General features: G+C 69.2%; 14 protein-coding genes. 11 read left to right on the top strand and 3 right to left on the bottom strand.

The window, feature by feature from the left end:
- The first annotated feature begins 176 nt into the window (after positions 1-176).
- Both DK254_RS10530 and DK254_RS10535 read left to right on the top strand, forming a co-directional pair.
- Positions 177-1,217, top strand: a complete 1,041-nt coding sequence (locus DK254_RS10530) for a TerC family protein (protein ID WP_109933726.1) — start codon at positions 177-179, stop codon at positions 1,215-1,217.
- Positions 1,186-1,371, top strand: coding sequence for a hypothetical protein (locus DK254_RS10535; RefSeq protein WP_109933981.1), 186 nt, complete (start codon positions 1,186-1,188; stop codon positions 1,369-1,371). Before DK254_RS10530 ends, DK254_RS10535 begins: the two co-directional genes overlap by 32 nt.
- Before the next feature lie 36 nt (positions 1,372-1,407).
- Here the strand turns inward: DK254_RS10535 and DK254_RS10540 are convergent, their stop codons facing one another.
- Positions 1,408-1,755, bottom strand: a complete 348-nt coding sequence (locus tag DK254_RS10540) for a helix-turn-helix domain-containing protein (RefSeq protein WP_109933727.1) — start codon at positions 1,753-1,755, stop codon at positions 1,408-1,410.
- A 220-nt stretch (positions 1,756-1,975) separates the two neighbouring features.
- Here DK254_RS10540 and DK254_RS10545 point away from each other — a divergent pair, with 220 nt between their 5' ends.
- The 3 genes from DK254_RS10545 (at position 1,976) to DK254_RS10555 (ending at position 6,666) form a co-directional block, all read left to right on the top strand.
- Complete coding sequence (locus tag DK254_RS10545) at positions 1,976-3,607, top strand: methyl-accepting chemotaxis protein (RefSeq protein WP_109933728.1); 1,632 nt, start codon at positions 1,976-1,978, stop codon at positions 3,605-3,607.
- A gap of 34 nt (positions 3,608-3,641) precedes the next feature.
- The gene (locus DK254_RS10550; protein WP_109933729.1) at positions 3,642-5,753 is read left to right on the top strand and encodes an EAL domain-containing protein; all 2,112 of its coding nucleotides are present in this window, start codon (positions 3,642-3,644) and stop codon (positions 5,751-5,753) included.
- A 361-nt stretch (positions 5,754-6,114) separates the two neighbouring features.
- Entirely contained in the window at positions 6,115-6,666 is a 552-nt protein-coding gene (locus DK254_RS10555; RefSeq protein ID WP_109933730.1) for an ATP-dependent Clp protease proteolytic subunit, read from the top strand.
- 44 nt (positions 6,667-6,710) lie between these two features.
- Here the strand turns inward: DK254_RS10555 and DK254_RS10560 are convergent, their stop codons facing one another.
- Positions 6,711-7,082 carry a DUF3509 domain-containing protein gene (locus DK254_RS10560; RefSeq protein WP_109933731.1) on the bottom strand — a complete coding sequence of 124 codons (372 nt, stop codon included), beginning with the start codon at positions 7,080-7,082 and terminating at the stop codon, positions 6,711-6,713.
- 450 nt (positions 7,083-7,532) lie between these two features.
- Here DK254_RS10560 and DK254_RS10565 point away from each other — a divergent pair, with 450 nt between their 5' ends.
- From DK254_RS10565 to ligD, 4 genes are all read left to right on the top strand, one after another.
- On the top strand, positions 7,533-7,763 hold the full coding sequence (locus tag DK254_RS10565) for a hypothetical protein (RefSeq protein WP_089393199.1): 231 nt from the start codon (positions 7,533-7,535) through the stop codon (positions 7,761-7,763).
- 90 nt (positions 7,764-7,853) lie between these two features.
- Positions 7,854-8,093 carry a metallothionein gene (locus tag DK254_RS10570; RefSeq protein ID WP_089393198.1) on the top strand — a complete coding sequence of 80 codons (240 nt, stop codon included), beginning with the start codon at positions 7,854-7,856 and terminating at the stop codon, positions 8,091-8,093.
- Positions 8,094-8,162: 69 nt separating this feature from the next.
- Positions 8,163-8,615, top strand: coding sequence for a phosphotransferase system, HPr-related protein (locus tag DK254_RS10575; RefSeq protein ID WP_109933733.1), 453 nt, complete (start codon positions 8,163-8,165; stop codon positions 8,613-8,615).
- 26 nt (positions 8,616-8,641) lie between these two features.
- Positions 8,642-11,206, top strand: a complete 2,565-nt coding sequence (gene ligD / locus DK254_RS10580; RefSeq protein WP_109933734.1) for a DNA ligase D — start codon at positions 8,642-8,644, stop codon at positions 11,204-11,206.
- Between the two features lie 274 nt (positions 11,207-11,480).
- Here ligD and DK254_RS10585 read toward each other — a convergent pair whose 3' ends face one another.
- Positions 11,481-11,987: a DUF4142 domain-containing protein gene (locus DK254_RS10585; RefSeq protein ID WP_109933735.1), complete on the bottom strand. Its 507-nt coding sequence runs from the start codon at positions 11,985-11,987 to the stop codon at positions 11,481-11,483.
- A gap of 181 nt (positions 11,988-12,168) precedes the next feature.
- Between DK254_RS10585 and DK254_RS10590 the strand changes: the two genes are divergently transcribed.
- Positions 12,169-12,345 (top strand): metallothionein, encoded by a 177-nt coding sequence (locus tag DK254_RS10590; protein ID WP_089393194.1) that lies wholly within the window; start codon positions 12,169-12,171, stop codon positions 12,343-12,345.
- 44 nt (positions 12,346-12,389) lie between these two features.
- A complete protein-coding gene (locus DK254_RS10595) occupies positions 12,390-13,241 on the top strand; it encodes an SDR family oxidoreductase (RefSeq protein ID WP_109933736.1) in 852 nt (283 codons plus the stop codon).
- Positions 13,242-13,261 lie beyond the last annotated feature (20 nt).

Genomic DNA, 13,261 nt, shown 5'->3' on the forward strand with positions numbered 1-13,261 from the left:
GCACCCTGGTCTAGACTGTCCTGAAGGCGTGGATGGTCGTAGGAACTTGTTACTTTCCCCCGCTTGCCTCGCGACCGCGCTCTGCTATTTTTCCCGCCGTGACGCCGGGCCCCTCTGACGGTCGCTGACCGCCATGTCGGAGTCACTTTCGACAACGACAGCAAGAGAGGGCCCGCATGGCACCCCTATTGGATTTCCTCAATACCCCCTTCCTCGGCACCGCCGCCTGGTTCTGGCTGCTGTTCCTGGCCATCGTCATCCTCCTGCTGGTCCTGGACCTGGGCGTGCTGCAGCGCGACCACCACGAGATCGGCGTGCGCGAGAGCCTGCTGCTCTCGGCCGGCTACTTCAGCTGCGGCCTGGCCTTCGGCGGCTTCGTCTGGTACGAGTTCGGCGCCACCAGCGCCATGGAGTACTACACCGGCTTCCTGGTGGAGCAGTCGCTGTCGATGGACAACGTGTTCGTCATGGCGATGATCTTCGGCTTCTTCGGCATCCCCCGCCGCTACCAGCACCAGGTGCTGTTCTGGGGCATCCTCGGCGCCATCGTCATGCGCGCCATCATGATCGGCCTGGGCGCCGCCCTGGTCAGCGAGTTCGAGTGGATCATGTACGTGTTCGGCGCCTTCCTGCTGTTCAGCGGCGTGAAGATGCTGTTCGTCCGGCACGAGGAAGAGCCGGACCTGGCCAACAACCCGGTGCTGCGCTTCCTGCGCCGGCACATCCGCGTCACCGAGCAGCTCCACGAGCACCACTTCTTCGTGCGCAAGCCCGACGCCTCGGGCAGGCTGGTGCGCTTCGCCACCCCGCTGTTCCTGGCGCTGATCCTGATCGAGCTGGCCGACGTGGTGTTCGCGGTGGACAGCGTGCCGGCGATCTTCGCCATCACCAAGGACCCGTTCATCGTCTACACCTCAAACATCTTCGCCATCCTCGGCCTGCGCGCCCTGTACTTCTCGCTGGCGGCGATGATCCACCGCTTCGTCTACCTGAAGTACGCCCTGGCCATGGTGCTGGTGTTCATCGGCGCGAAGATCTTCGCCCACGGCTTCATCGGCAAGGTTCCCGCGGTGCTGTCGCTTGGGGTAACCTTCGGCCTGCTCGCTGGTGGCATACTGCTGTCATTGCTCAAGACGCGCAAGGCAGGCGAGCAGGAGCTGGAAATCGTCAGCCGGGAGACCCTGCATGCAGGACGAGGTGAAGATCGAGGCCATTGAATTCCAGGGACGGCCCTGCTGGCTGGTGCGCCTGGGCCGCCGCGGCCTGCGCTTCTCCCAGGAACCCCTGGCCCGCGCCTTCGCCGCCCAGTTGCACGTGCGCCGCCAGTGGTGGCAGCAACGCGGCGAAGACGAACCGCACGAACGCACCTGAGCCCCCGCCCGCCGCCGGGCGGGGCGCCCGCCGGCGCTAGTGGCTGCGCCGGCCCTTGAGCACCTTGACGATCTCGCCGATCAGGTTCACCACCAGCGCCCGCTCGCTTTCCGCCAGTTCCTGGAGCATGTCGCCGATGGCCTCGGCCTGCCCAGCGACGTCGATCGAATCCTTGCGGAACAGATCGCTCAGCGGGCATTCGAGAATCTCCGCGATCTGCCCCAGGCGATGCAGCGTCGGCGATATCACGCCGTTCTCCATGCGGCTGATGGTTTCCTTTTCCACCCCTATCCCCTCTGCGATCTGCGCCTGCGTCAGCCCCTTGGACCTGCGGCGGTTGGCGATGGCTGCGCCGACTTCATGGACCACGTTCCGACCTTTCATGGAAATTGACCTCACACATCATTCGATATAACGCCCCACGCCATTTTCAGGGGAGCTTGCGTGCGGCCGAAGGACGCATGACGTCTATAAAAGTTTCTTAATAGATCATTGACTAATTGACTTTCCTTTTGTCCGGAGAACAGGATAACGGCTGATTGCCATCATTCCGCCGCACCGGCGCAGCCAGTTCGATGGTGGTTCGCCACGAAAGGAAGTCCGCATGTTGTACAAGCTGAAAATACGCACGGGAATGCTCATCGTCCTGGCCACCCTGGCCGCCGCCCTGCTGCTTTCGATCTTCACCGGCTGGAGCAGCGCCCGCAGCAGCGACCAGCAGATCCAGTCGCTGAACCGCGTGGCGGTGGAACGCAACAACCAGTTGCAGAAAGCCTACGAACGCCTGCTGCGCGCACGCATCGCCATGGCCGGCGCCTTCCTCGAGGCGCGCGCCGGCGACGCCGACAAGGCCCGCGTCAGCGTGCAACGCAGCGAAGAGCTGTTCCGCGAGGCCAGCGAGGGCTTCGCCCGCTTCACCCAGGCCAATGGCGCGGAGGCCGACTGGCAAGCCCAGGGCAAGGACCTGCAGGCGGCCTTCGGCGACTACAGCGCGGTGCTGGTCGAGCAGATGCAGGTGCTGCGCGCCGGCTCGGAAAGCGGCTACATCCAGACCAACCTCAGGGCGCGGGAGGCCAACGACCGTTTCGAGCACGCGCTGGAGGCCTTCGAGGCCCTGATCGAGGCGCACGCCCAGGCGGTGATGCAAGCCGCCCACGACCGCTACGGCATGGCGCGCCTGGAGGCGGTCCTGCTGGCCAGCCTGGCCGTGCTGCTGCTCGGCGCCTGCTGGTGGTTCGTCGCCCGCTGCCTGCTCGCCCCGCTGCGCGAGGCCGGCCAGCATTGCGACCGCCTGGCGCTGGGCGACCTGCGCCAGGGCATAGAGACCGGTTCGGACAACGAGATCGGCCAGTTGCTCGCCGCCCTCGGGCACATGCAGGACGGCCAGCGCGGCATGCTCAGCGGCATTTCCGCCTCGGCCAGCCGCCTGGCCGCGGCCGCCGAGGAACTCAGCGCGGTGACCGAGGACGGCAACCAGGGCCTGAACCAGCAGCACCGCGAGCTGGAACAGGCGGCCACCGCCGTCACCGAGATGACCAGCGCGGCCGAGGAAGTGGCGCGCAACGCCAGCGCCACCTCGGAAACCTCCCAGGCCTCCAACCAGCTCGCCCAGCAGAGCCGCAGCCAGGTCCGCACCACCCTGGAGGAAATCGGCGCCATGGCCGACGGCATCCAGGCGGTGGCCCAGCACGTGCAGGCGCTGGAAGCCCAGGCCAACGGCATCGGCAAGGTGCTCGACGTGATCCGCACGGTTTCCGAGCAGACCAACCTGCTGGCGCTGAACGCCGCCATCGAGGCGGCGCGCGCCGGGGAAGCCGGGCGCGGCTTCGCGGTGGTCGCCGACGAGGTGCGCACCCTGGCGCACCGCACCCAGGCCTCGACCCAGGAAATCGAACAGATGATCGAGGAGATCCAGCAGGGCACCGGGCGCGCCGTCGAGTCCATGAACGAAAGCGCCCAGCGCTCGCGGGCGACGCTGGAGCGTACGCGCGCCTCCGGCCAGACACTGGAACAGGTGTTCCAGACCATCGGCCAGATCAGCGAACACAACCTGGTCATCGCCAGCGCCGCCGAAGAACAGGCCCAGGTGGCCCGCGAGGTGGACCACAACCTGCTGAACATCCGCGACCTGTCGACCCGCGCCTCGGCCGGGGCCCAGCAGACCAGCGCCGCCAGCCACGAGCTGTCGCGCCTGGCGGTGGAGCTCAACGACATGGTGCTGCGCTTCAAGCTCTAGCGCCGTTCCTCGATCGCCAGGCCGGAGTGCAAGCATGCCGATCCACAGTATTCCCGACCTCCCCCGGATGCTCTGCAAAGCCCTGGAGCATGCCGAAACCGCCCTTTGCATCCACGATGACAGCCGGCGCCTGCTGTACTGCAACCCCGCCTTCGGCCGGCTGCTCGGCCATGCCCCGGAAACCCTGGTGGGCCGGGCATTCGACGAACTGGCGGGGGCACCGCGGCCCGCGCAGCCGGCGGCCAACGGCCGCCTGGAAACCCTGGTGCGCTGCCGCGACGGCCGGCGCATCTGGTGCGGCATCGCCAGCACCGGGCTGGACAGCGCCCCCGGCGAACCCGGCCTGCGACTGCTGGCGCTCACCGAGATCACCCAGTCGAAGATCCACGAGGTGCTGCTGGACCGCCTCCTCGAAGGCATGGCCCGCGACGAGGCGCCGGAACGCCTGATGGAAGCGGCCTGCCTGGAAATCGAACGGCTGCTGCCGCGGGTCAGCGCCTCGGTCCTGCGGATAAATGCAGGCCGCCTGTACCCGCTGGCCGGGCCGAGCCTGCCCCCCGCCTACCTGCAGGCCCTGGACGGCCTGCCGCTGGGCGACGGCCCGGGTAGCGAGGAGGCCTGGGCCGGCGACATCGAGCAGCACCCGTTGTGGTCCGCCTACCGCCACCTGTTGCCGCCGGAGCTGCGCAGCTGCAGCGTCACGCCGATCCGCTCCAGCGGCGGCCAGCTGATCGGCTGCTTCGTCTGCTACGGCCAAGGGGCACAGCTGCCCTGCGCGACGCAGCAGTGCCTGCTGGACATCTGCACGCACCTCTGCGCGCTGGTCCTGGAGCGCGACCAGGCGCGCGCCCGCATCCACCAGCTCGCCTACTACGACGACCTCACCGGCCTGCCCAACCGCCACCTGCTGCAGGTCCTGGCCGGCACCGAGCTGGCCGGCCGGCAGGGCCTGGCGGTGCTGTACATCGGCCTGGACCGCTTCCGGCAGATCAACGATTCCTTCGGCCGCCCCTCCGGCGACGAGCTGCTGCGCACCATCGCCCGGCGCCTGCGCCAGGCCTGCCGCAGCGAGGACCACGTCGGGCGCCAGGCCAACGACGAATTCGTCGTCCTGCTGCCGGCCTGCGACCGCGCGGCGGCCAGCCGCCACATCGCCCGCCTGAAAGCCGCGCTCGACGCGCCCTGGCGGGTCGCCGGCGCGCCCCACAACCCATCGGCCAGCATCGGCGTCAGCCTGTTCCCGGAGGATGGCGAGGACTTCCAGACGCTGCTGCGCCATGCGGCGATGGCGATGAACCAGGCCAAGGGCAAAGGCAAGGGCCGCGGCGGCCACGTCTTCTTCAGCGAGGAACTCGAACGCCTGGCGCAGGAACGCGTGGCGCTGGAAAGCGCCCTGCGCGAAGCCCTCGCCAGGCAGCGCCTGCACCTGAACTACCAGCCGCTGGTGGACATCCGCGAGGGCCGCCTGCGCGGCGTCGAGGTCCTGGCCCGCTGGCACCACCCGCAGCTGGGCAACATCTCCCCGGAACGCTTCATCCCCCTTTCCGAGGAATGCGGGCTGAGCATCGAACTGGGCCGCTGGGTGCTGCGCGAAGCCTGCCGGCAACTGGCGGCCTGGCGCCGCGCGGGCCTGCGGGTACCGGAGATATCGGTCAACCTGTCCGCCGGCGACTTCCAGGACCCGCAACTGCCCGCCGCGGTGCTGCGCACCCTGGAGGAACACGGCCTGCACGGCGCCGACCTGACCCTGGAGATCACCGAGAGCGCGCTGATGGAAGCGGACAGCGACACCCTGGGCGTGCTCGACCAGCTGCACGAACTGGGCATCCGCCTGGCCCTGGACGACTTCGGCACCGGCTACTCCAGCCTGGCCCGGCTGAACCGCCTGCCGGTGCAGGAACTGAAGCTGGACCGCAGCTTCGTCCGCGACCTGGAGAGCAACAGCACCAGCCGCACCCTCAGCGACGCCGTGCTGCACATCGGCCGCAGCCTGGGCATGACGGTGGTCGCCGAGGGCATAGAGAACCCCGAGCAACTGCGCATCCTCGAAGCCCAGGGCTACACGCTGGCCCAGGGCTACCTGTTGTCCCCGCCGCTACCGGCCGAGGGCCTAGCGGCCTGGTTGAAGGCGAGGGAGTCGCCGTAAGCACAGGCCGCGCCAGCGAATGGTCCGGCGCGGCCGGTGAATCCGATCGCGGACGGAGTCTCCTACGTCCGTGCCTCCTGGAATCGTAGGAGCAACTGTCTTACAGTCCGCGCCGGGGTGCTCTTTGTAGGAGCGGGCCCTGCCCGCGATTTCGCGCGCAGGGCGCGCTCCTACAGGGGAATGGCATGACTCGGGCTGCGTAGGAGCGGACTCCGTCCGCGATGACCCGCGGCCACGCCGATCATCGGGCATGGGCGGAACCACGCCCCAGCCGTTCGTCGCGCCGATGGCTCGACCGGGCTTCGCCGCGACTCAGCAGAATGTCCAGCCCGGAGGCCCCCGCAACCAGGAGAGCACGCCCATGTCCACGCACATCATCCATTTCACCGGCCCGATCAACTCGTCCACCTGCGGCAACCTCATCAGCACCTGCACCCGCGCCCTGCAGCAGGGCGCCAGCCACCTGCAGCTGAACATCGCCACCATGGGCGGCGACTGCAGCTACGGCTTCACCCTGTACAACTACCTGCTTTCGCTGCCGGTGCAGGTGGACACCCACAACCTCGGCACCGTGGAATCCATGGGCAACATCCTGTTCCTCGCCGGCCAGGTGCGCACCGCCTGCCCGTACAGCAAGTTCCTGTTCCACCCGTTCCACTGGTCGCTGCATGGCGCGGTGGACCATGCGCGCATGGCGGAGTACGCCATGAGCCTGGACTACGACCTGAAGCTCTACGCCGACATCGTCGCCGAGCGCACCCGGGGCGCGGCGGAGCGCCTGGACATTCCCAGCTACCTGATGGCCTACCCGCGCATCCTCGGGGCGCAGGAGGCCATCGCCTGCGGCCTGGTCGAGCGGGTGGACGCCATGCCCATCGCCGATTCCACCTGCCAGTGGACGGTGCATGCCTGACGCCCGGGCAGATTGTTCGAACCCTGCCGGCGGCGGGGTGGGCCCTACCAGCGCGGGTTGCGGTCGGCCTGGGCGCGCAGGCGCTCGCCGGCCACCACGATCTTGCGCGGCCGGTGCTGGTAGTTGCCGGGGACGAAGGTGCGCAGCTCGATGCGCTTGAGGAACCAGTCGACGTTGTCCGGCTGCAGCGGGCCCGACTCGGTGATCAGGTCGCGGCGGATGCGTTCCACCAGGTTGTTCAGCAGAACCTCGTTTTCCTGCTCTTCCTTGTGCAGCACGCGCAGGGCGATGCGCTCGCCGTTGGCGTCGTGCAGGTCCATCAGCACCGAGCCGTCGGGGCGGAAGGTGAATCGCGGGGAATAGGCTCGGAACTGGTTCTGCAGGTGTTCGATGGCAGCGTTGGGGGTGGCAGGCATGACGTGCTCCCTGTTCGTTGGACGGTGGTCGATGGCTTTGCAGCAATCGTTCCGTCTCTGTCGTCATCTTCAACCAACTGTTTTTGTTTAACTTCTTATTGGAGAGATGGCCCCTTGATACTTGCGCATTGCAAAGCGGCGGGATCGTCCGCCGCCTTACTGCATGCCAGGATGATGGCCAAGTGATGCTGAAGCGCGCCACCTCGCCGGTGGGATGACCTGGGTGCCGGCAACGTCCGCGGCGCCGACCGTTCGTCCGGCCTGGCGCTTTTTTTGGCGACAAGAAAGCGGCGCGCGGGCTCGCAGTCCCGCTAAGTGGATGAAGCGCGGAGCGCTTTCGTCGATCAGGCATTCTGCATGGCCGAACGATGGCTCCCCGCCACCCTGTTTTCGCCGGCTGCCGGCGCTACCTTTGCTCAAAGACATTCTTTTCCTGGGAGGGGCATGCAGATGACCCACTTCACACGCGGTGAAATCGAAGACCTGTTGCAGCACAACCATCCGGCGTTCCGCTTCAGTTGCTGCCGGCAGCTCGATGGCTGCTACGCGATCAGCCTGCGCCACCCGTCGCAGGGCAGGGCGCCCGCCACCGTGGTGGGCATCAGCGGCGAGGAACTGTGCACCGCCGAGCAGGTGGAAAGCCTGGGCCAGGAGCTGATCCGCACCTACGACGCCGCCTGAACCGCGGCGGCCTCGCCCGCACGAAAAGCTGAACTCCCCGCTGGCGTCCGGCTCAACCCAGGTAGAGCTGACGCACGGAGGAGCCTGGAGATGAAACCCGATATCTGCGCCTGCCCCGGCTGCATCTGCGAGCTGGACGATGCCGCCGTGCGCGAGGGCGACCGCTACTTCTGCTGCCAGGCCTGCGCCCAGGGCCACCCCGGGGACCGGCAGTGCAAGGACCCCGAATGCCCCTGCGCCGACCGCGGCAAGGCGAAGAAGAGCCAGGAGCAGCAGCTGGACCACTCCCTGGAAGAAACCTTTCCCGCCAGCGACCCCATTTCCCCCTGAGGCCGGCGCCGCTGCCTGCCCGGCAGCCCGAGGCCGGGGCAGGGCGGCGCCCAGCGAGAGGAGAAGGCCATGAACGACGAGCGCAAGCACAGCCAGCCCCAGGAAATCGACGACACCGAGGACCGCATGGGCTCGGTGCGCGAACTGGATTTCGACGGGGAGCGCGCCCAGGGCCGCATCGGCGACGAGCGCCCGCGGCGCGAGGTGAACGAGGAGTTCCCGCCGGAACGGGCGGCCGAGATGGGCATGACCGGCGGCGAGACACTGGTCGACGGCGACTACGAGGACCATGTGGACAGCGACGACCTGGCCCCGGAGACGCTGCTCGACGAGGGCAGCGAATCCGAGCTGGAACCGGCCGACGACACGCCGGTGGACCGCGAGCTGCGGGTGGTGGGCGAGGAGGAGATCGGCGGCGGCATCGGCCTGGACGAGGCCGAACTGGGCCGCTCCGCGCCACTGGACGGCAAGCCCTGGACCGACCGGGTATCGCCGCCGGACACTGACGAAGAAGAACGCTGAACGCCCGAGCCACGGAGGAAGCACCGATGGCCAGTGACACCTCCAGCCTGGAGGAATACGCCCGCCGCCGCGACTTCGGCGGTACGCCGGAGCCCCGCGGCGAAGCCCCCGGGCGGCATGCCGGGGAACTGGCGTTCGTCATCCAGAAGCATGACGCCAGCCACCTGCACTACGACTTCCGCCTGGAACTGGACGGGGTGCTGAAGAGCTGGGCGGTGCCCAAGGGGCCCTGCCTGGACCCTTCGGTGAAGCGCCTGGCCATCGAGGTGGAGGACCACCCCCTGGAATACGCTGGCTTCGAGGGCCACATCCCCGAGGGCCACTACGGCGCCGGTGACGTCATCGTCTGGGACCGCGGCCGCTGGGTCCCCCTGGGCGACCCGCGCCAGGGCCTGGAAAACGGCCACCTGAAGTTCCGCCTGGAAGGCAGCAAGCTGCACGGCAGCTGGAACCTCATCCGCACCCGCATGGCCGGGCGCAAGCCGCAGTGGTTCCTGGTCAAGGGCCGCGACGACGAGGCCCGCGACTTCCCCCGCCACGACATCCTCGCCGAGGCGCCGCAGAGCGTGCTCAGCGGGCGGACGCTGCCCGGCGAGGCGGCGCCGCCACCGAAGACGCCGCCGCCGAAGCGCGCCATGCCGGCCAAGGCCCCGCGCAAGGTGGCCGGCGCCATGCCCGAGCACATCTCCCCGGAACTGGCCACCCTGCTGGATGCGCCGCCCGAGGGCGACTGGCGCTACGAGCTGAAGCTCGACGGCTACCGCATCCTGGCGCGGGTGGCGGACGGCAAGGTGCGCCTGCAGACGCGCAACGGCCACGACTGGTCGGAGCGCCTGCCGGACATCTGCGCCGGGCTGCGGGCCCTGCCGCTGCGGTCGGCCTGGCTCGACGGCGAGATACTGGTGGTGGACGAGGAGGGCCGCCCGGACTTCCAGCGCCTGCAGAACGCCTTCGACGTGGGCGCCAGCGACGAGGTGCGCTACACCCTGTTCGACCTGCTCTGGCTGGATGGCGAGGACCTGCGCCGGCAGCCGGTGGAAAAACGCCGAGCGGCGCTGGCCGCGCTGCTGCAGGGCAACGCCAGCGACCGCCTGCGCTACTCGGAGGACTTCACCGACGATCCGCGCAGCATCCTCGACAGCGCCTGCCGCCTGGGCCTGGAAGGGCTGATCGGCAAGCGCGCCGGCAGCGCCTATGTAGAGCGCCGCTCCACCGACTGGATCAAGCTCAAGTGCAAGCGCCGCCAGGAATTCGTCATCGTCGGCATGACTCCGCCCAAGGGCAGCCGCCAGCATTTCGGCGCGCTGCTGCTGGGCCTGCACGACGACGAGGGCGAGCTGTGCTACGCCGGCAAGGTGGGCACCGGCTTCGACGCCGCCACGCTGAAGCGGGTGCACGCCAGCCTGCGCCCGCTGGCGCGCAAGACCTGCCCGCTGGCCGCGCCGCCCCGCGGCCAGGCCTACCGCGACGTGACCTGGCTGCGCCCCGAGCAGCTCTGCGAGGTGGCCTTCGCCGAGATCACCCGCGAGGGCCTGGTGCGCCAGGCGGTGTTCCACGGCCTGCGCAGCGACAAGCCCGCCAAGGCCATCGTCCAGGAACGCGCCAGCCCGGCGGCCGGGGTGGCCGGCAAGGCGGCGAAACCCACGGCCAAAAGCCCGAGGAAGGCGGCGCGGGACGACGCGAAGGTCGCCGGCGTCGCCATCACCCACCCCGAGCGGGTGATCGACGCCGCCAGCGGCCTGAGCAAGCTGGACCTGGCGCGTTACTACGAGAAGGCCGCCGAATGCATCCTGCCCTGGCTCGACGACCGCCCGGTGTCGCTGCTGCGCGCCCCGGACGGCGTCGGCGGCGAAGTCTTCTTCCAGCGCCACGCTTCGCGCAACGCCATGCCCGGCGTGGAACAGCTGGACCCGCGGCTGGACCCCGGCCACGCGCCGCTGCTGCGCATCGCCACCGCCAGGGCCCTGGCCGGCGCCGCGCAGATGGGCGTGGTCGAGCTGCACACCTGGAACGCCCGGGTGGATGACCTGGAGCACCCCGACCGCTTCGTCCTCGACCTGGACCCCGACCCCAGCCTGCCCTGGGCGCGGATGATCGAGGCCACCCGGCTGACCCTCGCCGTGCTGGACGAGCTGGGCCTGGCCTGCTTCCTCAAGACCAGCGGCGGCAAGGGCATGCACGTGCTGGTGCCGCTGGAGCGCCGGCACGGCTGGGACGAGGTCAAGGGCTTCGCCCACGCCATCACCTGCCACCTGGCAAAGCAGATGCCGGACCGCTTCAGCGCTGTGTCCGGGCCGAAGAACCGCGTGGGCCGGATCTTCGTCGACTACCTGCGCAACAGCCGCGGCGCCAGTACCGTGTGCGCCTGGTCGGTCCGCGCCCGCGAGGGCCTGCCGGTGTCGGTGCCGGTGGCCGAGAGCGAGCTGGACTCCTTGAAGGGGGCCAATGCCTGGACCCTCGGCAATATCGATGAACGCCTGGCGCTGCGGGGCAAGGACGATCCCTGGGCGGGCTGGGGCGATGTCCGGCAGCGCCTGACGCGGAAGATGTGGGAGCAGTTGGGGCGCAGCGCCGATGACGATGGCGGATAACGCCGTAGGCGTTATGCGCCCTACGCTCGAAAGAATCGGGATGACCCGGGATTTCCTGGCTGTACCGAACGTCTTCCTGGCCCCACGTACGCAGGAGCAACTGTCTTCTGGGCTCCCTCGTTCACGGGAGTGACTGGATCAAAATCCGCGTCTCCCATGTTGCCCCATTGTAGGAGCGGGCCCTGCCCGCGATTTCGCGCGCAGGGCGCGCTCCTACAGGGGAATGGCATGGCTCGGGCAGCGTAGGAGCGGATCACGTGGCCGTGGCCGCGCGTCACGGCTTCTCCCCATCCACCAACTGCTGCGCGATCTCCCGCTGGTGGTAGAGCTGCGGCTGCCAGTGCCGGGCGAAGCGCTGCAGTTCGGCGTCGCTGCCGTCGCCGGCCAGGCGGTCGAAGAGTTCCACCGCCTGGCGGCTGGAGGCCAGTTGCGCCTCGGCGTAGTCGCGGTCGAAGCGCTGGCTGTTCGCCAGTTGCTCGCGGGCCTGGGTGGCGCGGGCTTCGCGGGTTTCGTCGCGGGGCGGAAGCAGGCCTTTCTTGCGCGCCAGTATCCGCAGGTCGTCCTGCAGGCGCTGGTGCTGGTCGATCAGCCCCTGGGCCTGGTCGCGCACCGCCGTGGTGTGGCCGTGGTCCAGGGCCAGGCGGGCGCGGGCCAGTTGCTGCTGGCTGTTGGCCAGGGCGCTGGCGACAAAGGTGGCGTGGGGTTCGCTGGCGGGGGCGGCGTGCGCCAGGCCGATGCAGCACAGGCAGGCGAACAGCAGCAGGGGAATGCGCGCGGCCATGGGCCTTTCCTCCGGTGGTGGGCTGTGCTGGGTGGACGCCCGCGGTGGCCGCAGGTTCAGAAAACGCGGCCGGCGGGCCGCTGGCGGAAAAAGCTGAACTCCACCGCCCGCCGCCGGCCGAACCCTGTGACCGGCGGGGCTGCGGCCCCGCTCCCTGACACCGAGCCGAAGGAGACCTGCGATGAGCGACCAACCCTGCGCCTGCCCCGGCTGCCAGTGCAGCCTGGGCGCCGCCGCCGTGTTCGCCGAAGGCCGCGCCTATTGCTGCCAGGCCTGTGCGGATGGACACCCCGACGGCGAGAAGCACTGCCAGGACCCCCACTGCCACTGCGGCGAGGCCGTGCCGCCACGCGGCTGACGCCCCGACACCGACCGGCGCGCGCGCCGGAGAGGAGAGCGACCATGAGCGACAAACTACCGCCCCAGCACCAGGACCAGCAGCCCGGCCGCGAGGAGACCATGCAGCCGCCGCCGGAGTTCGCCTCGGAAAGCTACCGCGCCGCCGGCAAGCTGGAGGGCAGGGTGGCGGTGGTCACCGGCGGCGACAGCGGCATAGGCCGCGCCGTGGCCCTGACCTTCGCCCGCGAGGGGGCCGACGTGATGCTGCTGTACCTGGAGGAAACCGAGGACGCGACCAAGACCTGCCAACTGATCGAGGCCTGCGGCCAGCACTGCCTGGAGCTGGCCGGCGACGTCGCCGATGCCGGCTTCTGCGCCGAGGTGGCCCGGCGCCTGGAGGAACGCTGGGGGAGGGTGGACGTGCTGGTGAACAACGCCGGCGAGCAGCACCCGGCCGCTTCCCTGGAGGACATCAGCGAAGAGCAGTGGGAGCGCACCTTCCGCACCAACATCTTCGGCATGTTCCAGCTGACCAAGGCACTGCTGCCGCTGATGGGCGAGGGCGCGGCCATCGTCAACACCACCTCGATCACCGCCTACAAGGGCAACCCCAGGCTGATCGATTATTCCTCGACCAAGGGTGCCATCACCGCCTTCACCCGTTCCCTGGCGCTGAACCTCGTCCAGCGCGGCATCCGGGTCAACGCAGTGGCCCCGGGGCCGATCTGGACGCCGCTGATTCCCTCGACCTTCAGCGCCGAGGAGGTGGAGACATTCGGCAGCAATACCCCGATGGGGCGTCCGGGCCAGCCCGACGAACTGGCGCCGGCCTACGTCTACCTGGCCTGCTCCGACTCCTCGTACATGAGCGGCCAGGTGCTGCACGTCAACGGTGGCACCGTGGTCAATGGCTGAAGCGCACGCGGCCCCCGGCG

Source organism: Pseudomonas sp. RW407 (assembly GCF_003176655.1).
GTDB lineage: Bacteria > Pseudomonadota > Gammaproteobacteria > Pseudomonadales > Pseudomonadaceae > Pseudomonas > Pseudomonas delhiensis.